The 24,748-nt window shown below is 41.2% G+C and carries 22 protein-coding genes; 7 read left to right on the plus strand and 15 right to left on the minus strand.

Annotation, left to right across the window (positions count from 1 at the left end; all coding sequences use genetic code 11):
• The 7 genes from E4680_RS14090 to E4680_RS11380 form a co-directional block, all read left to right on the plus strand.
• Positions 1-862, plus strand: an 862-nt coding sequence (locus E4680_RS14090) for a hypothetical protein (protein ID WP_205688917.1), incomplete at its 5' end; no start/stop codon positions are given.
• A 61-nt stretch (positions 863-923) separates the two neighbouring features.
• Entirely contained in the window at positions 924-1,553 is a 630-nt protein-coding gene (locus tag E4680_RS11355) for a hypothetical protein (protein WP_135282536.1), read from the plus strand.
• Between the two features lies 1 nt (position 1,554).
• Positions 1,555-3,165, plus strand: coding sequence for a hypothetical protein (locus tag E4680_RS11360; protein WP_135282537.1), 1,611 nt, complete (start codon positions 1,555-1,557; stop codon positions 3,163-3,165).
• Between the two features lies 1 nt (position 3,166).
• Entirely contained in the window at positions 3,167-3,775 is a 609-nt protein-coding gene (locus tag E4680_RS11365) for a hypothetical protein (RefSeq protein ID WP_135282538.1), read from the plus strand.
• Between the two features lie 3 nt (positions 3,776-3,778).
• Entirely contained in the window at positions 3,779-4,546 is a 768-nt protein-coding gene (locus E4680_RS11370; RefSeq protein WP_135282539.1) for a hypothetical protein, read from the plus strand.
• Positions 4,546-6,318, plus strand: a complete 1,773-nt coding sequence (locus tag E4680_RS11375) for a hypothetical protein (RefSeq protein WP_135282540.1) — start codon at positions 4,546-4,548, stop codon at positions 6,316-6,318. Before E4680_RS11370 ends, E4680_RS11375 begins: the two co-directional genes overlap by 1 nt.
• Positions 6,315-12,086, plus strand: coding sequence for a hypothetical protein (locus E4680_RS11380; RefSeq protein ID WP_135282541.1), 5,772 nt, complete (start codon positions 6,315-6,317; stop codon positions 12,084-12,086). The genes E4680_RS11375 and E4680_RS11380 overlap by 4 nt, the downstream gene beginning before the upstream one ends.
• A 269-nt stretch (positions 12,087-12,355) precedes the next feature.
• On the opposite strand, the gene E4680_RS11385 is transcribed toward E4680_RS11380, so the two are convergent.
• From E4680_RS11385 to E4680_RS11455, 15 genes are all read right to left on the minus strand, one after another.
• Entirely contained in the window at positions 12,356-12,805 is a 450-nt protein-coding gene (locus E4680_RS11385; RefSeq protein WP_135282542.1) for a hypothetical protein, read from the minus strand.
• 2 nt (positions 12,806-12,807) lie between these two features.
• The gene (locus E4680_RS11390) at positions 12,808-13,689 is read right to left on the minus strand and encodes a DHH family phosphoesterase (protein WP_135282543.1); all 882 of its coding nucleotides are present in this window, start codon (positions 13,687-13,689) and stop codon (positions 12,808-12,810) included.
• Positions 13,682-14,860 carry a YfjI family protein gene (locus tag E4680_RS11395; RefSeq protein ID WP_167792488.1) on the minus strand — a complete coding sequence of 393 codons (1,179 nt, stop codon included), beginning with the start codon at positions 14,858-14,860 and terminating at the stop codon, positions 13,682-13,684. The genes E4680_RS11390 and E4680_RS11395 overlap by 8 nt, the downstream gene beginning before the upstream one ends.
• 22 nt (positions 14,861-14,882) lie before the next feature.
• Positions 14,883-17,066: a DNA polymerase gene (locus tag E4680_RS11400; protein WP_135282545.1), complete on the minus strand. Its 2,184-nt coding sequence runs from the start codon at positions 17,064-17,066 to the stop codon at positions 14,883-14,885.
• Positions 17,067-17,185: 119 nt separating this feature from the next.
• A complete protein-coding gene (locus E4680_RS11405; RefSeq protein ID WP_135282546.1) occupies positions 17,186-17,632 on the minus strand; it encodes a hypothetical protein in 447 nt (148 codons plus the stop codon).
• A 382-nt stretch (positions 17,633-18,014) separates the two neighbouring features.
• Positions 18,015-18,395: a nucleoside triphosphate pyrophosphohydrolase family protein gene (locus E4680_RS11410; protein WP_135282547.1), complete on the minus strand. Its 381-nt coding sequence runs from the start codon at positions 18,393-18,395 to the stop codon at positions 18,015-18,017.
• Complete coding sequence (locus E4680_RS11415) at positions 18,388-18,579, minus strand: hypothetical protein (protein WP_135282548.1); 192 nt, start codon at positions 18,577-18,579, stop codon at positions 18,388-18,390. Before E4680_RS11415 ends, E4680_RS11410 begins: the two co-directional genes overlap by 8 nt.
• Complete coding sequence (locus tag E4680_RS11420) at positions 18,576-19,373, minus strand: AAA family ATPase (protein WP_135282549.1); 798 nt, start codon at positions 19,371-19,373, stop codon at positions 18,576-18,578. The genes E4680_RS11415 and E4680_RS11420 overlap by 4 nt, the downstream gene beginning before the upstream one ends.
• Complete coding sequence (locus E4680_RS11425; RefSeq protein ID WP_135282550.1) at positions 19,367-19,588, minus strand: hypothetical protein; 222 nt, start codon at positions 19,586-19,588, stop codon at positions 19,367-19,369. Before E4680_RS11425 ends, E4680_RS11420 begins: the two co-directional genes overlap by 7 nt.
• A 226-nt stretch (positions 19,589-19,814) precedes the next feature.
• Positions 19,815-20,816 carry a PD-(D/E)XK nuclease family protein gene (locus E4680_RS11430; RefSeq protein ID WP_135282551.1) on the minus strand — a complete coding sequence of 334 codons (1,002 nt, stop codon included), beginning with the start codon at positions 20,814-20,816 and terminating at the stop codon, positions 19,815-19,817.
• 369 nt (positions 20,817-21,185) lie between these two features.
• Positions 21,186-21,443, minus strand: a complete 258-nt coding sequence (locus E4680_RS11435; RefSeq protein WP_135282552.1) for a hypothetical protein — start codon at positions 21,441-21,443, stop codon at positions 21,186-21,188.
• A gap of 334 nt (positions 21,444-21,777) precedes the next feature.
• A complete protein-coding gene (locus tag E4680_RS11440; RefSeq protein WP_135282553.1) occupies positions 21,778-22,377 on the minus strand; it encodes a hypothetical protein in 600 nt (199 codons plus the stop codon).
• 96 nt (positions 22,378-22,473) lie between these two features.
• Positions 22,474-22,716, minus strand: a complete 243-nt coding sequence (locus tag E4680_RS11445) for a transposase (protein ID WP_135282554.1) — start codon at positions 22,714-22,716, stop codon at positions 22,474-22,476.
• Positions 22,713-22,949, minus strand: coding sequence for a hypothetical protein (locus E4680_RS11450; protein ID WP_135282555.1), 237 nt, complete (start codon positions 22,947-22,949; stop codon positions 22,713-22,715). Before E4680_RS11450 ends, E4680_RS11445 begins: the two co-directional genes overlap by 4 nt.
• A 105-nt stretch (positions 22,950-23,054) precedes the next feature.
• Positions 23,055-24,743 (minus strand): ATP-dependent DNA helicase, encoded by a 1,689-nt coding sequence (locus tag E4680_RS11455; protein WP_135282556.1) that lies wholly within the window; start codon positions 24,741-24,743, stop codon positions 23,055-23,057.
• Between the last annotated feature and the right edge of the window lie 5 nt (positions 24,744-24,748).

The following is a 24,748-nucleotide window of genomic DNA, read 5'->3' on the forward strand; positions in this document are numbered from 1 at the left end:
TATAACCGACGTTGGCTTAGAGCAGATGACTGTTACAGGCTGGAAATCCTATTGCCACGTTGGAACTGGAACTACAACTCCATCAGAAACAGACTCTGCTTTAGCTTCTCCTGTTATGAGCACTAACGCAAGAAGCAATGGTAGTGATAGTAATGCTGGGGCTCCTTCTTATTATTCCCAAGTTTCTGTAGATTATACATTTCCAGTGCAAGCGGGGACTTGGACAGAAGTAGGCGTATCAAATAAAGCCCATACAGACGGTACCCAAGTATTGTATAGCAGGGCACTTATTGTAGATGGTGCAGGTAACCCCACATCTATTACTACTTTGGCAGATGAGTATCTAGTAGTTACATATAGATTGCGTTTGTATCCTCCTTTAGCAGATGTGAATGGGGAAGTTTCTATTCTAGCGGATACATATAATTACACTTTAAGGGCTGCAAGTGTTAGCAGCTCTTTTAATTGGGCTGAAGCCCTGCAGGACAATGGGAAATCCGTATTATTTAATGGCCAAAGCGGCCAGTATTTAAAAGCTTATTTTTATGCAGGCGATATCAGGACCATAACAGATGGTGCCCCCTATTCGCCTGAAGTATATGATAGCTCCAATTCTGATTTTACTGCCCACTCTTATGTAGGAGGCTCGTTAAGGACTACAGGAGCCGTCAGACTCCCTTACGGTTCTGGCAATAGCTCTGGGTATATTAGAAGTATTATGTGGCGCCAAATGAGAAATTCTGGAGGTGCTTGGAGCTTTCAAAGATACCAATGCCAATTTTTTCCTGATATTCCAAAAGACAACACCTATCAGTATACATTCAGTTTGGGTGTAGGCTGGGGCAGATATGTCGCTTCCTAACTCTAAAATCCCATCTAATCCTACGGTGGCTTCTAGCTTTGAAGTCCCGATAGAGTCCAAGTTGGATGAAGATTACGAATATGGGGGTGTAGCTATTCAAGATCCTTCACAAGGATATAATGTAAAAATATGGACAGCTAGAATATCACAAGGTGGAAAGTACATACTAATTGGGGCTCCTGGAGTAGCTGAAACCGTTTGGTACACTTCAGAGTATGGGTACCTTACAGAGGTTTCATTAGCTTTCGACCAAAATATGCGCCCTGTAATAGCCTTTGTAGAATTAAACCAATGCAAATTCCAGTGGTATGACACCTCCATAGAGCAGCAAGTTGTTACCACCTTGGTAGCGGGGACTGCTAACCCAAGAGCTTCTATGGATGAAAAGCGCCCGTATTTTGGAACCACTAATGATGTAATTTTGTCTTACTTAAGAGACAGAAATTTGTATGTTAGAGTTGGGCGAGACAGATATGAAGTGGAGTATTTAATACAAGAGGATATTCCAGAAGGTTATTATTTACACAAAACTGGAAGAAATACAGGACTCCGGTTTCAATGGGAATTTAGGAAACCTTGGGACTCTGGTACGGCTTTGGACTACTATCTTGCCAATGCAGCTGACCCAGGTACGGATGTAACGCCACCAGAGCAAGACCCTTCAATTGAGATTCCAGGGTTGGATAGCTAATATGGCACAAATACCTGTAAGACTTACAACTAGAGAAATGTATTTTCCTTTGCTTAGCAACCAGCAAGGGCCGACAGTTATTGATGGCAGAGGAGATTTGACATTTATTAAAGGAGCTTCATCAGAAGCTAGAGATTCCCCCTCTGCTTTAGGTTATCCTGGTGTCTATTATGCCCACAATGTACTACCTTCTACTTATGGGTGGCAATCTGTAGGCTACACGGATCAATGGGAGGCTTCAGCTACAACTGGTTTTTACGATATAGAAGTTTGTCAGGGGGCTACTTTACAGGATAACTATCCCAGCAGTACAACTAGGCGTACCTATATTGCGGCTGTTTACGACAGTGGGTTAGGAACAACTAGTTTGTATTATAGAACAGAGCTAGGTGCCTGGGATACCCCTCTAATTGATGGACTTGGCACTCCACTTACAGTAGGAGGAAAGCCCCAACTAACTACTGCAAACTTAAATGGTGTAACTTATATTTATTTTCAAGGTGCCCCTGGAGCTTATGTATTAGATACTACCCTTGGGACTCTTTACTTGCGCACTTTGGCAGGTTTAAGTATTGGAAATATACGGGGCATATTCTCATCCAGCGGCTACATGCTAGCTTGGTCTAATAGTGGAGTATCTTGGTCCAGTGTAATTGATGTTGAAGATTTTGTACCTTCAGATGTTACAGATGCTGGGGGCGGAGCTATCCAAGAAATCAGGGGGGAAATTATATACTGTAGACCCTGCGATCTCGGTTTTATAGTTTTCTCTGATATTAATGCAGTTATAGCTCTGTATACAGCTAACTCTAAGTTCCCTTTTGAGTTTAGAGAGTTGTCCTCTTCTGGTGGGGTAGCTTCCCAAGTACAAGTATCCAGGGAAGATGTAGAAGGTAAAACTTATGCATACACAACCTCTGGAATTCAAGCTATTAATCAAATTAGTGTAGATAATGTACTGACGCAAGTAGCAGATTTTGTATCTAATAAAATTTTTGAGGATTTTGACGAAGCTACTTTAACCTTTACAGCGCAGACTCTAGAACAAGACATGGGGCGCGCAGTGGAAGTTATAGCTAACAGGTATGTAATAATTTCTTATTCCTCTGGCAGCTTAACTAATTTCACCCATGCCATTGTTATAGATAGTAAGTATCAGCGCATGGGTAAACTTAAGTGCCCTCATGTGTCTGCATTTCCTTATAAAGAGATTCAAGGTGGAGTACTGCAAGATTCAAAATCTAAAATAGCGTTTCTGCAAACAGACGGTACAGTAAAAGTTTTAGATTTTAATATAGAAACAACTAACAATTCCGGTGTTATTTTATTCGGGAAATTCCAGTACGCCAGAACCCGCTGGTTACAAATGCAACAAGTAGAAATGGAGAATGGCAGCAGGTTTGGGTCTTTAGACGCCATGCTTTACACTAGTTATACAGGCGAAGATTTGCTTGGGCCTATAAGTGGCTACCCAGAATCCCCGGATATTACTACAGCTAGAAGAAAATCTTGGTATTTTACTTCTGCTGGTAAAAACCTATCGCTTCTTTTTATTGGCGGTTTCGATATTATATCCCTTGTTATACATTTTAATTTGCACGGTAAATATTAAAATGTCTAATTACGAATCTAGAATTAACATTGGATTGCCTGTCAGGGCTCCCGTATCAGATCCCCAAGTATTTCCAGCTGTTCAAAATCTGCATAATGCTGTGCATACTTTAAATGCAGCTTTTGATCAAGTAGTGGATCTTATAACGCCCCCTAAAGATGCCAGCTTCAACAACTTAAGTTTCTCTTTTAGAATGTCATCTTTTTGGGGTACCATTGCCCCAGGACAGGAGCTGGAAGTTAATAAGCCTGCAACACTTAAAGGGGATGGTTTCCATAAAGGAGCTTATGCTTTTTTGCTTAGTCCCCATGATGGCAGACCTATGACAGTTGCCTATGGTTGGGTGCTAGAAATTGATGAAGAAAATTCACAGGCTCTTATGGGCTGGCCTCCTGCTATAGTAGAAGTTACAGGGGTGTCTGTAGGCGACGTATTATATGCTAAAGAAAAATCAGGGCAGTTCTTTCTAAAGAATATGGCAGATGGTTTGCCGGGAAGCTCCGATGGAATTAATGGTTATAAGTTCCACCCCATAGGCCATGCAGTTGGAACAGACCAATTGTTACTAGCTCAAAATTTGGTCAAACATAAACTCTTTAATGAGAATTGAATTATGGCAGGTATCAACGATATTACTAATTTGGCGGCAGCTATCCAAGCTGTTACGGGGTCAGAAACGGAACAGACTCAGCAAACTAAGATAACCCCAGAAGGTGTTACTCGACTTGTAAATGATATTCTTTCTGGAGAAAGTGGGCTAGGACGTATTGGATCTTCAACACGAAGGTCCGGCCTGTACAACTCTACTACACAAGAACTTCTTGTAAATGACCTGCTTTCAAGAGCAGCTACCAGAGCACAACTTGCCGGAGCTCCTACCACAACTACAACGGATGTTAAAGGTGCAGGTTTGATGCCGCTTGTTAGCACAATTGGCGGATCTATGTTACTTAACAGCGTGCTTAAAAATGGAGTCTCTAATACTTTGGGGCCGCTTTTAGGCAAAGGAGCTGGCAAAGGAGCAGCGGCAACTTCTGCTGTAACTACTGGAACTGTGCCCCCTGTAGCAAATTTAACTACTGGAGGGGCTGCCGGAGCTTCAGGTGCCGCTGGGTCTATTCAATCTTTCTTAGGCGGAAATGCTGCCCAACTTGGAGGTGGCTTGCTTTCAGGTATTTTGCAAGGTGAAGATGCTTTAGAGCCTGAAAACTTGCTGCTTACTAGCGCACTTGGGTTTCTTACTGGAGGCTTTCCTGGCCTTGGTTCTGCTCTGCTTGGTACAGGCATTGGGTCTTTTGGCGAAGATGTCTTTGGCAAAATTGGCGACATCGGCAAAGACATTATAGATAGCATTGGAGACTTCTTTGGAGACCTATTCTAATGGCTACTGTAACTTTGTCAGAGATCATTGAAACTGCAAATAAATTAAGCCAAAATAGCCGCGGTTTGGCAGAACAGGCAGCAGCGGCAACCCAAGAGCGGTCATCTGCTGCTAGGCAGGTAGCAGACAACACAAGAGAAGCGGGCAAGATTGTAAATGATCTAGAACAGAAAAGGTCTCTAGCCCAGTTGGAAGCTAAGAAGCTGGCTAAGAATAATGCCGCTGCTATGGGTTTAGATGCTACAGCTTCCAATGAAATTATCACACAAGTTGGCTCCCAGATGCGGGAAGATATGCTTAAGTATATTTCAGCATCTAAGCAGTTGGAGCAAATTGACGCTAATGATAATCTACTCAGCAACCCACTTGGGTGGTTTAATTCATTAATGAATCGCCAAGAAGTTGAAGCAGTTGCTGAGCAATCATTAGCTCGTATGAATAATGCATCTACAATGATGTCTCGTTTGTATGCACTTAGCGATTCTGACTTTAAAACCCAATTGGCTCTAGCAGAAACGGCGGATGCTAATGACATAGCGTTGGGGGCAAAAGCAGCAGCACTTAATGCAGAGTCCAACGCTCTGAAAGCTGAAATAGATGCTGCTGGATATGATATTGAAGGCTATAGAATACTTACCCAACTAGGCACTGATGAATTTAATCGCAGGGTTGGTATATATAATATGTTGCAAGACCAGCAACGCCATTCTGAGTCAATGCGTATGCAAGGAATGCAGCTAGATATTATGCGCAGAAATTTTGCTAGGGCTGAAGCACAGGATAAAGCAGGAGACTATTTGGCTGCAACTGCTAATGTAGGAGCTAGGATTCTTGGGTTTGGCGAACTTCCTAAAGAATTAATTCTGGATAATTATGGTAAAGCCACCCCAATTGGACAGCGACTTGCTTTGCTTGAGTTGGTGGGTACTAAATCTATGTTGAGCAATTCTGCCACTATTGGCGAATCTCCTATGATTACCAGAGAAATTATTCAATCAACAGGAGGCAACTTTCCTCAATCCATGGACCCTGCTATTGTTGATACTTTTGCAGAAGCTGACGAAGAGCTTAATAGGGTTATTAGTCAAGCTTCTGCTATTTCGGGACTTGCTGGTGTAACTGCTACAGCAAATACTTATGGGCTTAACGCGGATACAATTGATAACCCAGAGCTGGTAGCGGAGGCATACAATAAGATATTCAATGAGCGGCTTGAGAAAAAGTACAAAGGAATTCCCCATAAATCTTTGACTTTTTCTGAGCTAGAGAAATTACCAGATTTTAGAAGTATTGCCACTTCTCCTACATATCAAAAAGTAATTGCACCTCTTGCAGCTTCTGCTGATACCCCAATTACTATTCCAAGACTGGCTCCAATTGTAGCAGAGGCAGTTGCTTCCGGAGAAGTTTCTAGTGAGCAAGCTTCTAGTGACATGGCTAAGTTGAGTAAGATTGCTTACGCTAACTACGCTTCTGCTTCTGGGGCTCGTATGATTGGAGCCAAGTTACCAGCGGGGGATTTTAGCAAAATAGTAATTGAGACTGGAGAGACTTTTAGTATCTGGAAAGCTCTTACTGCTCCTGTAGGCTCATTTGGTGTGTACAACCCAACTAAAGAAGCTGCTACTTTCCATCAGCGGGGGCGAGTAAAAGATACAATTAACCTTGATACAACAAGTCCCTCAGATTGGAGCACTTATTTCCAGATACTTAAAGCCACAAAAAATAAAAAAGAAGTGGCAGAAAAGCTGAGTGAGGAACTCAACAAATGAAATTTGAAAGCGCGCCAGATTTTGTAAAATCAGCTGATGCCCATAACATAGCAGCGTCAGGTACTAGCGTATTCGACTTTTCTACCTCCACACCTTATGATGATTCTTCCACCGCAGAATTTATACAAGAGTCTGGGGAAGATAAATTTGGTCCTGATATTTTATACGAACCTGCCAAAGGCATTCCGGCAGCTGTAATATCTGGCGGGGTTGGGATAGCAAATAGTATCACTGGCTTGCTAAATCTGACGCTGCCTGCTGATAAAGAATTCCAGCCTATTGATACAATGGAGGTGATGGCTAGTCTAGACTCCAATCTGGCTGATTATTACGCACAACATAAAACAAGTGTTGACTTCTGGGGCTTTGCAGCTGGGGCAATTGTGCCTTCTACCCTAGCAATTAAAGGCTTGCGTGCGGGTCAAATGGCAATGAGAGGGGCTGCTTCTGGAGAAATTGGGACCAATACCTCTTTAGCCACCCGGCTGCTAGTACCAAACACAGAATTACAAGTAAAAATACATGGGGCACAATTGGCTTCTAGAAATGCCACATGGAAGTTGCTCAATGGCAACACACTTAAAACAGTAGCTTCCGGGGCACACCAAGGAGCATTGGAAGCGGCTGTTGCTGAAGCTGCTATACTAGCCACAAGTTTTAAATCTCCTATATTTGACAATTGGGATCTTGGGGATTTTGCAATTAACTACGCAGTTGGCGTAGGTCTTGGCATTCCTTTTGGGGCTGTAGGCGGGCTTGGAGCCAGTTACTTTGGCACCAAAAATTTGATGCGTAATGCTCAAGCGCGTGAATGGAGTATGGCTACTAAAGCTACTACACTGCTTAGCAGTATGGAGGATTTGAAATCTGGCAGAAAACTTGGAGACATCTTAGATGACAATGATGGATTCTTGCCTACAGATTTAGCTGATGACATTCTGCGAGCAAGTGATGATATTACTCAAGTAGCTAAGCCAGTTACCTATGATGATGTGCTTACAGCTAAAAAAGCTCAAGGTGAATCAGGTTACAGTATTTCCCCAGATGCTGTTAATGAGGAGGTGATTTTTCTTAATAGGCAGCGGGATTTAAATATTGAAAAACTTAAAAATGAAATGCGCACAAACATTAGAGCGTTGGAAAATTCGCCTAATGCTAAGAAAGATTTAGAATTTGGCAACTTGGTAGCTGATCTGTATATACATGCTCCACAAGAATCTGTAGCTTCTGCATTTACACGAATGCGCGAATTCATGCGTTTAGGGGAAAGCAGCTCCTATGAAAGAATGGTTAAAAAAGCCATGCGCACTATGCGGCTTTCCAAAGAAGAAACAGAATTGTACCTTGGCAGTGACCCCACTAGATATATAAAACTGCACTCTGGGCTCATCGGAGAAACTCTGACAGATGCCCCAAGAAACTTGCGCCTCGCTGACACTCTAAATAAAAAAGATGTAACTAAAATTATAGCTAAAGAACTAACAAAGTTTAAAGGTTCCATAGAGAATTTTGCAGAAACAGGTAAAAACATTACAGGAGCTGCATTAAAGCGCATGGAAGCTAGGTGGGCAGCTTCTAAGCATATCACTGCCGCTAAACTAGAGAAATTTGGCACAGCAGAAATGCCTGTGTATGCTACAGATTTACCTCTTATGCGAGCGTTGTTGCAGTCGGATGTGCAAGACCGGAGCTTTGTAGTATACAAAGAAATTAACGGTGTCTGGGAACCTCACATTGTAGCAAACAAAGCGGATTTAAAGCAGCTGTATAATAACACGCAGTTGGAGCTAGCATATAAACTAGGGAGAGCTGGGCACGCTTCAGATGTAATTGAGCATATTACAGATTTACGCGCAGACGTTTTAAGTGGAGCAGCTAGAGTTCCAGATAATGTGGAGACTTTCTATTCCGCACAAGATTACCATGCTGCAACATTGTCCGATAAACTCGGCAAGGAAATTACACCTGCTGATTTGTATACACTGCCAAAATATGCTAAGGTTACTTATGCTGAAGATGTAATTGAAGAAGAGTCTGGGAATATTCTGCGGGGTATGCAGGGAATCCAATATAGGCAGAAAGTATATGCAGAGGCAACAGAAAGGGCAGCTGCTAAATATTTAAAAGAGTGGAATGCTAGGTTTGTACCTATCACTGATAGCTTACTTGCTAAAGCTTGGAGAGGTGGTGTAGGTCAAGGCTTTGTTAGAAATGCAGGGGGCAGCTTTGGTTCTTTAGAAGCTGCTATTTCCCAAAATGCTAATATTGTAGCTAATGCAGAAAAAGAAATCCTAGCTAACCTGAAGCAAAGCTTAGAAAACGAAGTGCAATCACTACTGCGTAATCGAGAAGTAGCAGTAAAATTTTCTGGCTTAAATGAAATGCTTGCAGGCATGACGGAAAGGTTTACCTTGTCATCTGACGAAGTTGGCCTCATCCCAGTTAAATTGGCCAAGTGGGAAGATGAGGTGCAGCAGTCTGGTAACTACGGACCAAAGCCAGCTCTAGCTAAAGGCACCCCAGAATTTATTGAAATTGACAGCCCAGAATTGCTTGCTGTTGTTAAGAAACACATGCAACTAGATTTCATTCGGAATGGGCACAAAAGAAACATAAACTCTGTTTTCGGTCCTGGCAATAATACAGACTATGCTTTTTATCCTGTACGTCAAGACCCTAGGGATTATAAGCATGTTGCTTTTGTTGTTGATACCAGCATGGCAGGAGTAGGACATAAAAGAATGCTGCTTGCCAGAAATGCTGCTGAACTCCAAGAGCAGATTAGACTAGTACCAAAGGAGCCTAGCATTAAAATTGTTACTGACCCCCAGTCCCAGGAGTTTCATAAAGCAGTAGGGGATTGGATGTACGATGCTACACTTCATGACAACTATTTGGATGCAGAACTAACTTCCAAAGGGGTACGTAGCAACTTTTTTCCTATGACAGATCCGCAGCTAATTGCTGATACCTTTTTGCAGCATCATATTAGGAAAGAAACTGCTCTATTCCGAGAGGTGCTAAAAGTTAAATTTGCTAAGCCTATTGAAGTACTAGAGCGCAGAGGTCGGCTGTATGCCAACATTGCAGAATCTAGTACTGATCATGTATCCAAGTTGCAAGAATCTTCAAGAAACAACCCATATATGGCAATGGTTAAATCTTTGCTAAATATTACACGTCTTGAAGATATTCCAGGATTTTGGCTTAGTGCTCAACGGGCTTTAGATGAGAACATAAGCAAAGCATGGAATGCTGGAGTAAATGCAGTATGGAGAAATAGAAAGCTTACAGAGTCTAAAGTAATTGAAGCCACAAGAAATGCGCTTGGACAGCTGCCTGTATTTCATAAAGAGTTTTCCGCCTTTACTAATATGGGGCAAGCTTTGAGCTTTATTGCTACTAAATCTGGCAATAAGTTTGAGCGGGTGCTAGCTACTAAAATGCAAGAGACTCTTAAAGATGTGCCTTTCCATGTAGCAGAATCAGGCGTTAGTATTCCAGGTGGATTTGATCCTGAGTCTGCAAGGTCTTTTGGAACTTGGTTTCCTGAAGGGGGAATTCATGGAAGGGTAGTTGTAAAAGGCGCTTCCTTTGGATCTAAGACAGCTGGGATTACCAACAGAACGGTGCTGCATGAAGCTTTGCACGCGTTTCTTGAAGCTAAACGTTTTGTTGGGGAAAGCCGACTAGCTAGTGATCCAGCAGCTATCTCATTTAGCACCCGCTGGGAAGAGCTTAGAGCTAGATTCCTAGCAGCTACAGAGGACTACGCACACCTTGTCCCTGCTGAATGGGGACCAAGATACCTTATAAAGGAAAAATCAGCAGAGCTTCTTACTTATGGCTTAACCAATCCCAGACTGAGAAAAGCTTTAGAACAGATGCCTGGAACTACTAAAGGAAGCACTTTAGGTTCTGAATTTGTAGAGCTAGCTACAGAAGCTCTCGGCCTCAAGAAATCTGATAGTAACATGTTAATTGATCTGCTAAACACAACAGAGATAGGAAGCAACGTAAGACTTACGGATAAAGCAGCGGATTGGTACAATTCATTAGAGTCAAACTATACATTAGTTGACAACATCATTGCTGAGAGTGATGCAGCTTTTGGGAGCATAGGGTTTCGTTCCGCTTATTGGGGGGCAGCAGAGCAAATTTTTGCTAACACTCGTATAGATAGGGGAGTGCTATCTACTTTTATTAGAACAGCTAACACTTTCTTAACCAATACAGTGCTGCGTTGGGATCCTATCAATACTGCAATTAATAAGATAAGCCTCCCGGTTATAATGATGCCAGAGATTAAATCACTTATCAATGCAATTAAAAGCGGAAATGAGCAAGCTGCTGGAGAGCTATCTCGTTTAGCAGAGGTTGTAGTACCTGGGTCGGATGGAGCTAGAATACTTTCCCCGTATAAATTAATTGCGAATGCCTATAAAATTCTGCACTCAGATCAAGCTGGGCCTATATTGCAGGAGTTTAAAAAGCGGGGTATTGTAGTAGATACACTAGACCAGCATTATAAAGGCATGGATGCTTTAACACTCACTGGGCATGAAACTGCTAAAGATTTGCAAAAGAAAACAATTCAGCTAAGGCAGCTTCTTAAAGACTGGGGAAACATAGCCGCAGTAGCTACCGGCAACGAGTGGGCCGAAAGAACTAACAGGGCTGTGGCTGCTTTGGTAATGAAACAGCTAACAGACCTAGGCGTTAAGTATGGGAAACTTAGCGAAAAAGAATCTTGGGCCTACATTAATTTGTTCACTAACAGGGTGAATGGAGTTATCAGGGCAGCTGAGCGCCCCCTTATGTTCCAAGGCCCAATTGGACAAGCCATGGGACTATTTCAATCTTACCAGTTTAACTTAATGCAGCAAGCTTTTAGGCATATTGGCGAAGGGAATTTAAAGTACGCGGCTATGATGGCAGGATTACAAGGCAGTATTTTTGGTGCATCGTCCTTGCCTGGATTTGATTTAATCAATGACAGTCTCGTGGGTAATGCTGCGGGGAATAAGAACCACACAGATGCATATATGGTAGCGTCTGATTGGGTTCTATACGGTATGCCAAGTTACTTTACTAGTACAGCTTTATTTACTCGCGGGGATGTTAACCCTAGAACTTGGACAGTTGTTCCCAATCCTACCAATCCTACAGAGCTGCCTATTTTTTCCTCTATAGCGAAGGCTGTTAGTTCTGTCAAAACAGCTTTTGGTTCTTGGACAGAAGGAGCTCCAGCTTGGGATTCTTTCTTATTAGGACTTGAGCACCTTGGACTATCAAGGCCTCTTTCTGGTTTAGCTGTGTCTTTGCGTGGATTAACTAATGATGAATTGCGCGCTCATTCTACACAAAAGAATGCGCAGTTTCTATATGCAAACGATTTGATGTCAATAACAACCCTAACTAGAATTGCAGGTGCGAAACCTTTAGATGAAGCTAAGATGTTAAATAACTTTTATCGCATAAATGCCTATGCCAGTGAAGATAGAAGGCGACGCATGGATTTAGGAATTGCCATGAAGGTATCACTAGGTTCAGGTAATGTTCCAGATGCGGAAACCCTGGGGGATTTTGCTGCGGAATATGTGGCGAGAGGGGGGAGTCCAAAAAGATATAATTCTTATTTTATGGATCAATACAAGAATGCTAATGTATCACAAGCTAAACAACTTTCCGAACGCTTGAACTCTCCTTATGCTAGGAATATGCAATTTCTGCTTGGCGGTACAGAAGGTCTTACATATTTAGAATGAAGCGCGTTGTCTCCGGTGATTGGAGATGCCCCCTTCCTTGGGGGCTTTTTTATTTCTGATTAACTAGAAAGATCGCTATCGCAGAAAGGGCACCTGCTGGTGTAACATACTAAAGGCTGAGGTGCGGCAGAGCAGCTGGGCTGATAAAAGTTTTCGGCTTCATAATAACTAAAATAATAATTTGATTTATATGCTATGGAAAGATTCTCAAGCCGCATACAACAATATAATTTCATACTCTGTTTCTCTTTGTCTAATACAAATGTAGCTTACTTCCTTAGCCAAGCTTCTGCCTCTTCTTTAAGTTTGCATATAGACTTGCAAGATATGCCCTGGTAATCGGCTATATACCTAAAAGCAGCCTCCTCCCCTTGGCTATAAAAAATTTGATATGCCGCATCTAGTAAACTATTGCAGAAAGTACAGCCAATTACTGAGTTTTCTTTTTCAATTATAGCAAGAAACCCAAGAGGTTTCGGGGAGGTAACCTGACTTTCCAACCGGGCTACTTCTGCTTTAGCATAAAATAGAATCTTTTTAGCATCCCGCAATTCATCACTATGAGAAGAGCTGCCATACCTGTAACAAGATCTGAAAATTTCTCCGATCTGCGCATTCATATTTCTGTGAGAAATCAGATCCTGGAGCTCTACTGCTCCGGCGGGTAATTTATAATAAGAAGCGGTTGAACCGTCGCTTTTTTCCTTGCCAGTTGGCATCTTTAAATTCCTCCATTTTTACTTGGGAATACTTCTGTTACATCTTGGAAGTAATCTGCGTAAACTCTCTGGACTCTAAATCCAGCTGCGTGCTTATGTCCACCCCCTCCGAACTTAGCTGCAATTTCTGCAACATTTAAACCCTCTGAATCTGACCTAAGACTAAACACTCTACCTTCTGGAGTGTCCCAATAACAAGCCGCAAATGGATGGCCTTTTGCCATAATATGCCCAGCATCACTGGCCAAAGTATAAGGCAAATTAGCTGCAGGAACTACATAGTTATCTATTACAAATTTACGTTGAGTTACTTTTAGAAGCTCTTCAATGTCTTTGTTTTTCTTTCTTAAGAGTGCGGTTCCTTCTACTTTTAAATTGTAAATAAGATCATCATTGTGCATATACAGATCCCAGACATTAAAATTATAGGGGTATGAAAATATCGCTTCATTTACTTCTTTAGAATCCGGTAATTGAAACCGCCACAAATCTCTATCTTCAATGTATTCTAGCAACTTAGGAACAGGTTCATCCGGGAGTAAAGTTTTCCAAGTAAGTACAGCTCCAGAATGTGCCATATCAAATACGCAGTCAAAAGTAGATCCGCTTGGAGGAGAGAAATTCTTAAATTCATTTACAGCAGATTCATGATGATCTATAATTAAAATCTCTTTGGCTTTGCACAGCATCTCCGAAATTACATCTTTTTTATAACTGAAATCTACAAGTATAACATCTCTATCAGTTACATCAGGAGGAGGATTCTGATATACTCCAGGGTAGAAATCTACATTGCTTTCTCCATAAGCCTCTCTAACTGCCATAGCTGCACCAAAGCCATCTGCGCAATTGGCATGATATATACAAAGAAGTTTGTTACTCATGTCCTAATTCCTCAGCTGTGAGATATTTAGAATCAACCGTTCCATCATTTTTAAATTTCAGTTTTCTTCTACTTGCTGTAAAGCCTTCAGCGGAATATTTTATTTTACCTGCTGTAACTAGATTGCGGGTAACTCTTGCCAGCTCATCTAAATCTGATAGATCATGGTGAACCAGTTCCCATATTGCAGCAAAATCCAAAGGACGCTCAGCTGCTTCAAGTATTTCTACCACCTTATGAGCGACCCCAGCATTTTTACCTCTGCCAAACTCACCAAAAGCTTTTGGCATATAATGCTCTGCATAAGAGAGTACAGTATTAGCATATACAACATCCTCTGGTTCTATAATATTAGAGCATCTAGCTGCTGCATGAATAGTTATTAGTTTCAATAGGTGTATGAGTCTACGACTGCTATAATGGGCAAAACGTTCATCTTCTACAGGACTCCAAGTTTTGTAAATTTTATCCACTAAAGCTACAGCTTCTTCAGTTATATCTAATGCACCATTGCAGTTCAGTTTAATTGCTTTTAGTTTTGTTATAAAATCTTCCAACTGTTCTTCACTTGGGGCGGCAGGAAATGTTATACGCTTTTTAGTAGGCTCAGAAAATACAGCTATTATTCGGCTGAAAAACCCCTGGCCCAAAGCCTCTGGTGGAAAGGTATTAGCAAGAGTTGTTTGGGTGTTCCCTGCCAGCAACGATATTACAGGATCACGTATTTCAACTTGTGCTCCATTTTTAATCCTACTCTTATACACTCCAGAATAATCCCAAAGAACTCCAAGTGTAGCAAGAAAATCAAATATGTTGTTGCCAAAGAAATCATTGAATTCATCTGCGGTAATAAAAGACTCTGCCATATCATTATCAAAAGGGGAATCCAATAAGTCAGCTTCTTCCATACCAGCTAAGTCCATAAGAAATTTCTCTTTTGTTGTTTTCTCAGCTGCAAATGCATCATAGCCTGCTCGCATCAAAACTTTCTTTGCTCGTTTTATTGCACTAGACTTTTTTACTCCAGATGCTCCCATTAGCAGCACATACAAATTTGGGTACAGTTCCATTCCACTAAATTTAAAATAAGCATCTCGTCCAATCCAGGCTCCCATTGCAGTTATTATTGCCCATCTTCTATATATTGCAGGTACTTCAGTGCCTTCAGTCATGTGTATGTAATCTTTAAATATGTCATACATCATCCCCTCCCCAGCTATTACCCAACTTTTTTAAGTCCACTGGGATGGTCATATTTCGTAAAGTGCCAAAGCAGTCTCTAACTGGAATTGTATTTGTCATAAGCTCTTTTACTCTGTGCGCTAAATGATCGTGCCCCTTTCGTACTTGGAAAAAAATAGAATCATGAATCTGTGCCAGCAACTTAAAATCAGGATTATTGCCCAGCTCTTTAAATGCAGCCAGAAATGCTCTGTCTAGCAACATGGCAATCAGAGACTGCGTAACATGGGCTATATACATATTTAATGCACGCTTACTTTTGTAAGGATCTGAAAAGCAGTACCGAACCCAGCCAGTATCGCCAACAAGTTTTTTGGATACTCTTACCTCTTTCTTAATTGAATTATAATAATCAGTTTTTACCACTCTGAATTTCAGTTCATACAGATTAAGTAGATACGCAGCCACATCTAACACTGACATCCTTGCGGGTAAATTCAATAACTTCTTTGCTTCCAGTAGAGCAACAGTGCCCATTGTTTGTGCCAGAACAGCTGCCCCCATATTATAATTAGCCCCGTGGTTAATGCGCTTGCCAAGCTTTCTTACTGGGGCATTAACTTCTTCTACTGGCATACCAAAAAACATGGAAGCTTTAACTGTATGGCTATCCTGGCCGGATTCAAATATGCGGAGTAATTCTGGATCGCCTGATTTGTAAGCTACTCCTCTATCTTCAGCTTGTGAGTAATCAGCTTCCCATAGCTCAAAGCCGGGATCTGCAACTAAGGTACTTTTAACAGGTCCGGCTGCAGGGATATTTTGAATTTGCAAGCCGCACCAGAAATGATGAGCTGCGCTGCTATTTCTTCCAGTATCTGTGCCGTGGGGATTTATACTGTATAGTATCCTGCCCTTATACTCTGAAGCCTCTGACCCAGTTTTTAAATAAGTGCTGCTGAGTTTTCTTCTGCCCCTGTATTCTAATATAGCTTCAGCAAAATAGGCAGTAAGAGGGTGCTTAAGCATAGCCTCTTTGAGATCAGCTTCTGCACTACTTTTCAACCCTTTGTGCCCCAGTATATGAAGTAATGCAAGCACTTGTTTAGGGGAGCTGGGGTTAAATTTAGGGGTTCCTGCGGCTCTTTGTAACTTAGCTAAAATTGCGTCTTGTTCTTCTTGTTCTATCTGAGCAACTTCTCTGAGCTTAGCTTCGTCCCTAGCTATACCCCGCATCTCGCACATATGGGAAGGGAAGTTCATGGGGAATTTATGTAAGTAATTTTGCACTGCCCAATCAGGAGCTTCTTGTAACCAAGCAACTGCGCTATCTACTGTTGCCCAGGTATCTAGTGCATTGTATTTATATTGATCTTCTTTATTCCCGCTTGCTAAATCTTTCCAGTACATGCTGTTGCGGACAAAAAAAGCAGATACACTTCCCAAGTCTTTAGGCAATTCAGAATACCAAGCATGTAGCATATTAGCAGTATCAAAGTACCATCCATGCAGCGGCGCTCCGTATTTAAAAAACCAAGCAGCATCATACTTACCATTCTGCATTACCTTTGGGGGATCTAGCGTATTTAATCTACGCATTTTATATACAGCTTCCATACTATCAATTGGCAGTACAAAAGCTTTAGATGTGTTTGAAGCTAGATCAATGCCACAATATCCTACCATAGTCATAGCTAATTTGGGCTTTGAAACTGTTTCAATATCTACCCCTATAAGATCGCTATGGCGCAGCCAAGAAAGAGCTTCTTCATAATCTGCTTCAGTTTTTATGGTTTGCCAAATCAGCTTAGAGCTAGAAGGCCAAGTGGCAGGAGCAACAAATTTACTAATATACCTGCTGGCTAGGAATTCCCCATAAGGCACAGTTACCAGTTGCTTAAGAGGATGAATAAATAAAAATTCTATGCCCTCATGTTCAATGATACTGCCAGCATAGTTGTCTATTTTAGCTACCCTGCGCACCCCCGCAGGTACAAGTTTCATAAGCAAATCTGGGCGGGTACTAATTACATGTTTAATGCCAGCTTTCTGTAGGGGTAATATCAACTCGGATAACGTTGTAATGGGCTTCTTAAGAACTCTTACAGCTACACCTTGTAAGGCTGGAAATAATCTACTCACATAAGGAGTGTCATCCTCCGTAATAACTATTACTATTCCCTCTGGTCTATTCATTTGCAAACTCCCGTACCAGAAATTTGTACAATGGCGCTGTTTCTGCTGTAGCAATAACTGGCGGTAGCACCGAGTTTCCGAAAAAAAGAGAGGGCCATATAGACCCTCCCCAAGTGCTATTATTCTACTACAATAGCGGCAAGCGTGTTGTAAGCTCGGTCTTTGTCTTTTCTGTCTTTCCGAACTTTAAGGGTGCAAATTGCTTCTGCTCCTTTAGCTGCTCGCATAACATCTCGGGAGCTGTCACCGCCAAAAGATTCCCTAAGAACCCCAAGCAACTCTCGCAGTTGTCCTTGTCCTACTTCGTTGGGTTCTCCGTCACTTTTGTACAACATGTAAAGAATGCTTCCTGTCTTTCCAGGCTCAGGAGCAGTATCACTGAGATTTGCCAGCTCGATTGTCTCCCGATTTACAAAGGAGAATTCCACAGCAGGCTTACCATTGACTTCCTTCTCTGCAAAATCAATAGAGAGTCGATAAGTACCTGGAGGAAAAGGCTCAAAACCTTCAAGTTCTACCAAATCTTCTACTGATTGGTCAAGCAGATCAAAGTTTACATTGCTCATTTTAAGTTACCTTCAGTTTAGAAAACAAAAATAAAAGTTGGATTTCACAATTAACATTAAGTATCAGGTCATACTTCATCTCCTTCTTTTTCAGCGGCAGGGATTTTATACTTAATCGTGTCCATGCGCTAGTTTCCGCAAGCCATCTTTTGCAACTGCTCTGGCTTGGTACTCATCATATTTAATGTAGCGTCCATTGACTTTAACATAGCAGTCATCTGCAAATACCCACATTACTTGGTGCCCAGACATCTTGCCAAAAGAGTTACACTTGTATCTACCGCTACTATAGAATGCAAAAAGTATTAAGCTAGTTATTGAGCACGTTACTATGAGTAAGATAAGCAGAACCTGCATTAATTCTTTAATCATCCCCTGGTTCCTATTCTAACTCTTTCACAAACTTACCATTAACCATTGTACCTTTCCTATCTTTGATCTGATTCCAGGCATGAGCTAGACATTCCTGCATACTTACACCAGAAAGTCTCATTGCTTGTATAAGACAGACTAATATATCTCCAAATGCATCTATCCCTTCGCTGTGAGCTTCATATTCAAAACTTTCATAACATTCATGTTGCAGTTCGCCTCTGTGATTGATAAGAAATTCTAATGTATGCTCAGCTTGAAACCACTCAATTACTTCTTCCATGCATTTATACATTTGGGATTCAGGGGTAGCCCCACCTAGGGTGGTGATGTTTCGTTGGACTCCCCAGTTATTAATCTTCTTTACCAGCGTTTCCAAAGAATCACTCATGCACATTTTCTCCTGCGTCATTGCCTTTGATGAGTTTCTCTATCATAAGAGCGTTCTTTAATACTTCGAAAGCAGCCGCTTTTTTAATCCCTTTTGGATCATTGTCTCTGTAGGCTGGAGGGTACTTATCAATGTACCATTGCTCCCGCTCTTCCCAAGTATAATAGTCGGGTTCAGAAGTCATTGAAATATCTCCAGTAGGTTTGGAATATCTTTGGTTTCCAGCTGCACTCCAGCCCTACTACCTGTGATAATGTTTGATTTGTAAGTGGTGCTACTTCCCATTTTATGCTTTTTATTTACCACTTCGCAATATACTACTTCCCCAAAATACTTTGCTGCATTCCTAGAAAAGTTCCTTGTGCCAGCTACCGGTACCAATTTCTCAGATTTATCCGGCATATCTACTGCAACTTCATGGGATATGCAAACAATATTTCTTTCCCAATTTTGTACATGGGATAGAAATATATCAAATAACTTGCCAAGATGCCCCCAATCGTCCCAGTCTAGTTTGTAATCATCTGGCCTATTTCTGGTCATGTTGGAAATCAGGCTGTTTGTAAACTGGGTCAGGGAATCAAATACTATAATATCATTTGGCCCCATGTCCTGCATACAAACTTCAGTTATTAGTGCCCCTGCTTTGGGCTCTTTTGTTTTTATGTCCATGCAATGGGGGCAACTTATTTTACCGTGCTCCCAGCAGATCAAGCATTTATGGCCCCTGATTATTTTTAGCAGAGTTTCTGCTGCAATTGGATAGTCTCGGGTGTCTGGGATTCGTACAATATCAATATTGGCTTTCATCTCCGGGGGTAATTTGAATATGGTATCCCTGCCATTTTCTATATCAACATAAATGAGATTGTATTTTTCAGCTAGTTTTGCTGCTGCCTCAGTTTTACCTGATTTCGGTGGTCCATATAGCAGCACTTTTTTTGCCGCACTTTGCTCAACTTCTGTTGCTCTTACCATGATTCAGGTCTCCCAGTTGCTTTTTCAGTTCGTCTGCCTTGCAGAAATTTGTGCTCAACGGCACGCAAATCTTCTTTAAATTTGGCTAAGAGTTTCTCTACTTCTTGGTTATGCTCTGTAGAGCCAAGCGGGTTGCTTATAGTGCAGTAGGCTACTGTAGCTTCCAGCAGAAGCTTCTGTATAGAATGCAATGCTTGTATTGTTGCATCTTTCATTAGACGTATCTCACTTCCTTTGCTATAGCTGCTGCTATACAAGCGGAACAAATATCTACATCGAATACATTCGGCTTTTCTACATTTGTATCTGACTGTTTACTTATAGTTATATGCCTGCACACTACTTTCCACGGACCCACAGAAAACCTTATATTCGGATTTCCTTCTTTTATGTACACAGTCTCTGGCATTTCTCTTTTGCAAATATCACAATAGTATCTTTTCACTTCAGTATGTCCTCTACATTGAACTCAAACTGAGCTTCTACTGGATCCTCCAAATCAGCTTCTGTAGGAGCTGTAATTAGATTAGCTGTTTCTAGGTGACAAATATCCATGAATTCACAAACACGACCAAAAGCTGTACAGGATTCCCCTCGCATAGGCCAATGCCCATAGTTTCCCACTGTCTGTACAAAGTATTCTATCTGTGCTATGTCATGAAAGATGCTTTCAATCCAGCGGGCTTTTTGTACTTTATTTTTAACAAAAGGAAAGGTTTCCCAGCGTTTTAATTTTGTCATATAGATATTGTAAAGCACTTCATACGCACTATCTTCGGGCTCTAGCACGTCTAGGATAACAGAGTATCCAAGAGCTTGGGCGGAGTTTTTGTATGAAAAATGATTTACCCAATTACCCGAAGATGTTTTATTCTCGATAACAACCACCCGTCCGGTTTCTTCATCTCGCATTACTAGGTCCATGAACCCCCGGAAAGAATAGATCCCAAGAGTCCCAGGAATCCTTATTTTAAAACCCAATTCAATTGCCGGCTTATCATGCCAGTGCATTACCTGCAAATTTTTCAGCTCTGTATTTTCTTGCATAGCAGTCTCAAAAATCTCCAGAGCTAGTATTACATGAGGTAAAGATTTTTGCTGTTTCTCATTGCAATCTTCAAAGCCTACATCCCAAGATTGAACAGCTTTCCAAATTGCTGCATCTAAATCTTTGGTTAGAAGTAATTCAGCTACGCCATCCCCCACTGCATGACCAAAAGCAAAAGTCACATTTGTAGAGCGATCTTCTTTTTGCTGGGCTCTAAGGCGGTGTAGTTGATACTTTCTTGGACAAGCGTGTAACAGTTGGAGAGAAGAATAGGATTGAAACAAAAGGCGGGGATCTAATTGTGTGCCATCATCTACAATTTCTATTACAGGAATTTTATTTTCCTGCTCTGTAGGTGATCCATCAAGTAAATCGTCAAGAATTGAGAAGTCCATAGCTATTTCCTGTTAAGTAGTCTCAGAGCAGAAGCAAAACCCATTTCAAGCCATGAATAATGCACATTAAATTTCAGAGATAACTGTTGAATTTCATACTGCAAAGATTGTGCCATTACTGATCCTTTACATCTATAGCAGTGAGAGCGCAGACATCGACCAGTAGAGTTAAAATAGTTTGTACATATGCATATGTCAGGCCAATCTGTCCCGGTAAGGTACTCAGTGTATGCGGGGTTATTGGCATCCACACAGACAGAAAACAGTTTTATTCCAGTCTCCATGTAATTAATATAGCAAAGTTTTCGACATTTTAGATACAAGCAACAAAACAGGAATATATCATCTTCGGGAGAATCAGAATAAAATTTACAAGTCTGCTGCGGTAACCGGCTGTCTTTTAGCTTTTGCAGAAGATTGTTTAGATACTGGGATTTCGAGATTGGCATGACGTTTCAGGCCCTCAACAACAAGAGCAATTTCAGAATCTTCTAAAATGGTAACAACTTCGGGATCTTTTTTCATGTGATCATATATATCTTTTAGCACAGTTTGCATGCCCGGCAATCTATTCTCCAGGGCTTGTTGCAGGCTCAAAATTTTATCTTTAATTTGTTCAACGCTCATAGTTTACTCCTGTAGGATTCCAGGAATTTTTTTGGCATTGTATCATTGCGGGAAAACTGCAATTGTATTGTAAGGGTGTCTCGCAAAGATACAGACATAAATCTATAAGACTTCTTAAGTTCAGCACAAGCTAACCTGAAACCTCGGTCTTTATGAGATTCGTATCTGAATCTTCTCATGATACGGCGGTGTTGAGATTTGTCTATTTGTATCTCAATCTGTTTTCCGGTTTTCAATACTTCCCAGAGAGACTCAAAGTTCATCAGGAATCTACCCAAGCTAAAAACACAGAATCCCCCAACTGGTTAGGCTGAGGGATTCTGCACACTGGATTTTAAAGCGCGTCGGCTGATACTTGTACTTGCATCAAGCTTTCTACTTTATTGAGTGCCCAAGTAAGAGCTTTTTCATTTCGAGTCACTACATCATCAGGCGCATTTTCAGCAAAGGTAACCAACTGATCTTGCAGAATTGCCAAAACAGACTCATCCCCAGCAGCACGTTTGAAACGCTCTACAATAAGCTGAGCTGCTGCTTTGACCCTGGCTACGTCTTTGCCAGTGATTCCCGGCATGGTTTCAATGTAGTCAGAAGCAAAGGCTTCCAGCTCCTCTTTAGACATGGTATTGCGATCAGCTTTCGGAATGTTCGCAATGTGTTTCAGAGAGAGTTTGCCTTCTTCTGCCAGAGCATCACAAGTTTCTTGCGTGAAGTCCAGATCATTATCAACAAAGGAGCGCAGATGAGAAGTTACTACGCCATGAACTGCGTCTAGCACCAAATCTCGCACATTCGGGTCATCCCCATTTAGTGCAGCAATGATGCCATCTTTTGAAGGTGCAGGTACGTCCAGTTGTACATTAGGGCGCTTCCAATTACTGTCCTTATTTTTACGGAAGCCAAAGTTGACTGAAATTACGGTAGTGTCTGACATATCTATTTCCTTTCGTTGGTTGGGTTTATATCTGCCCTATGGGCGGCAGCGAGGACATGATCGCACGGGGCGGGCAGCATGTCAAGTGGCCGGGTGCTATAGTTTATTCAAGTCTGAAATAAATTTATTTAATGCATCTAGCGCAGCTAATTTAACTTTCTGTTTTAACTCTGCCAAATCTTCTTTTTTTAGCTCTTGACTTTGCATAGCCTCTGTTCTCCATTTGTATAAAGTAGCTTTAGAGATGTTAAATCTCTCTGACACCTTTTGTACACTTGCTCCATCTTCTAAAAGTTCTGCCAAAGCAGCTTCTTTTGTTTTTGATTTAATTGCATTCATTGCAAGGCTCCTTTTTCAGGGGGAACGACAACGTTTCCGGTCACTGGATGAATACCAAGCACCAGCTGAGCTGTTTCTATGTCCCAGATATTATAAATTTCGGGGGGAAACAGATTTGCTCTGTAATCTATGGCCTCTTTGAGAGTTTTAACCTCATATGAAACATCCGGTACCTCTAATAAGTCTTTAAAGTCTATGTATTTAGGAAGTATAATGTAGCATCTGGCTGTCATTTAATTGCCCCCGATAATAAAATGATTGCAAATAGAAGCCAAGCTAAAGCAAAACCTGTTACAATATTTAGCAACTTATTCAGCTTTTCCAGATTCTTTTCCGCTTTAGTTTTCATTGATATTACCTCTTAGAAGGAATTCAGTGCCAAGAACATCAGTTTGTGGGTTGCTCACATTTTGGGCTTTCTCCATATTAGCTAGTTTATTGAAGGCTTCTATTTTATCTTGTAGCGTGTCTCCTGGGATTCGTTGAGAGTTGATACCTTTTACAAAAGTGCTAGGCTCACAAATTATATGCAGCTCTTTTGCAGCTCTGGTAACTGCTGTATATAGGAGCTCTCTGTACCACATATTGCTTTGGGTGTGGTGGGTCACAAACAGAACCCGGTCCCACTCACTGCCAATACTTTTATGTACTGTAATTGCATAACCTAAGTCCAAAACATTTATATCCCCACTGCTGGACAAGGTTTGGTGAATATCTAAGGTAGCATTGTATATTTCTATGGTGTGGGATGCCTCTCTTGATATTTTTTCTGCTCCTTCTGTATGGGAAGCTAGGTGCTCTAGCATTCTATCTATATCTTCCTCCCCTTCCATGCCAGCATAAGCTGCTTTTTCACTGCAAGGCACCCTATCTAGGCCATTGTAATCTAAAGTTGCTGATGGTCGTCTTGGTAACTTGCCGTAATAGTTGCCGTTTCTTGATATTTTTGTAATCTGGCCTTCCATGCCTCTGTATATTATTTTATCTCCTTCTCTGAAGTATTTCTTTTGAATCCCTGAGAAAACTTCAGTTACAGGAGCTTCTGCTTTCTTTGCAAGATATGTAGCTATCTCAGCATTTATTGCCAAGGTGCCAAAACTTTTGTTAAAAGGAGTAAGTATGATGTCATTAAATGGATCATGCTCTCCTGCTTCTATCTTTTTTATTATAAAATCACACACTGTAATTACAGCTACTCGCTCATCTAGCTGCTTTTTCCATGGAGTTATTTTTACTGCTCCTTGTTCAGAAGTTACAGCAAAATCAGGTAAGTCCTTCGCTGCTAATTGTTTTCCATCTTTTATTCTGTGGGCTAAGTTGATTATGGGGGAATTTTTAGCTTGTCTATATATGTGAGTTAGTTCTACAGTGGCAATGCCAAGTTGTAGGGCTGCTACAAATATGGATTTGCCGAATACTGGGGGGAGCTGGTGAATGTCACCTACTATGATTATTTGTGGTATGTAGGCAATAGCTTCTACTAGCTGGTTCCAAAGGTCCACCTGTACGGTAGTGCCTTCATCTATTAGGATGATTGCTAGTTTTGGAAGCGGCTTGTATTGGTTGCGGGAAGGTACAAATTTCATAGATTTTTTAATATCACCTGAATTCGGATCTATTGTTTCGTAAAAGTCAGGTATAAATTCTAGGAGCTTGTGAATTGTCATACAGTTTTCAGCAAGGTCTGCTGGTAGCATTCTTTTTATATTTTGGATTGCTTTGTTAGTGAAGCTGATACAGGCAATATTAGGGCTCCCACTCTGTAGGGTTTTGTGTCCATCAGCTTTTAGAGGTTCCAACTTATTAGCCTTTATCACTTCGTTTACAGCTAATTTAACAAGGGTAGTTTTGCCGCTACCTGCTGGCCCCATAATTAAAACAGATTCACCATTGACTATTTTTTGTATTCCTAATTGCTGCTGTGGGTTGTATTCATACCCGTCCTGTTCGCTTCTATTTGTTTGTGCCTGTACTTGGCCTTGAGTTTTTACACGATTTAATAAAGCTTGCAATTTGGCATTTTCCACGGGGA

Source organism: Candidatus Macondimonas diazotrophica, from assembly GCF_004684205.1.
Taxonomy (GTDB): Bacteria; Pseudomonadota; Gammaproteobacteria; order UBA5335; family UBA5335; genus Macondimonas; species Macondimonas diazotrophica.

Bases quoted from the DNA above. Each gene is read 5' to 3' on its own strand.
- E4680_RS11435 (WP_135282552.1), bottom strand. From the start codon at position 21,443: ATGAGCGTTGAACAAATTAAAGATAAAATTTTGAGCCTGCAACAAGCC.
- E4680_RS11425 (WP_135282550.1), bottom strand. From the start codon at position 19,588: ATGAAAGATGCAACAATACAAGCATTGCATTCTATACAGAAGCTTCTG.
- E4680_RS11450 (WP_135282555.1), bottom strand. From the start codon at position 22,949: ATGACAGCCAGATGCTACATTATACTTCCTAAATACATAGACTTTAAA.
- E4680_RS11445 (WP_135282554.1), bottom strand. From the start codon at position 22,716: ATGAATGCAATTAAATCAAAAACAAAAGAAGCTGCTTTGGCAGAACTT.
- E4680_RS11360 (WP_135282537.1), top strand. From the start codon at position 1,555: ATGGCACAAATACCTGTAAGACTTACAACTAGAGAAATGTATTTTCCT.
- E4680_RS11395 (WP_167792488.1), bottom strand. From the start codon at position 14,860: ATGACTGAAGGCACTGAAGTACCTGCAATATATAGAAGATGGGCAATA.
- E4680_RS11440 (WP_135282553.1), bottom strand. From the start codon at position 22,377: ATGTCAGACACTACCGTAATTTCAGTCAACTTTGGCTTCCGTAAAAAT.
- E4680_RS11415 (WP_135282548.1), bottom strand. From the start codon at position 18,579: ATGACTTCTGAACCCGACTATTATACTTGGGAAGAGCGGGAGCAATGG.
- E4680_RS11370 (WP_135282539.1), top strand. From the start codon at position 3,779: ATGGCAGGTATCAACGATATTACTAATTTGGCGGCAGCTATCCAAGCT.
- E4680_RS11430 (WP_135282551.1), bottom strand. From the start codon at position 20,816: ATGGACTTCTCAATTCTTGACGATTTACTTGATGGATCACCTACAGAG.
- E4680_RS11375 (WP_135282540.1), top strand. From the start codon at position 4,546: ATGGCTACTGTAACTTTGTCAGAGATCATTGAAACTGCAAATAAATTA.
- E4680_RS11390 (WP_135282543.1), bottom strand. From the start codon at position 13,689: ATGAGTAACAAACTTCTTTGTATATATCATGCCAATTGCGCAGATGGC.
- E4680_RS11385 (WP_135282542.1), bottom strand. From the start codon at position 12,805: ATGCCAACTGGCAAGGAAAAAAGCGACGGTTCAACCGCTTCTTATTAT.
- E4680_RS11405 (WP_135282546.1), bottom strand. From the start codon at position 17,632: ATGAGCAATGTAAACTTTGATCTGCTTGACCAATCAGTAGAAGATTTG.
- E4680_RS11420 (WP_135282549.1), bottom strand. From the start codon at position 19,373: ATGGTAAGAGCAACAGAAGTTGAGCAAAGTGCGGCAAAAAAAGTGCTG.
- E4680_RS11400 (WP_135282545.1), bottom strand. From the start codon at position 17,066: ATGAATAGACCAGAGGGAATAGTAATAGTTATTACGGAGGATGACACT.
- E4680_RS11365 (WP_135282538.1), top strand. From the start codon at position 3,167: ATGTCTAATTACGAATCTAGAATTAACATTGGATTGCCTGTCAGGGCT.
- E4680_RS11380 (WP_135282541.1), top strand. From the start codon at position 6,315: ATGAAATTTGAAAGCGCGCCAGATTTTGTAAAATCAGCTGATGCCCAT.
- E4680_RS11410 (WP_135282547.1), bottom strand. From the start codon at position 18,395: ATGAGTGATTCTTTGGAAACGCTGGTAAAGAAGATTAATAACTGGGGA.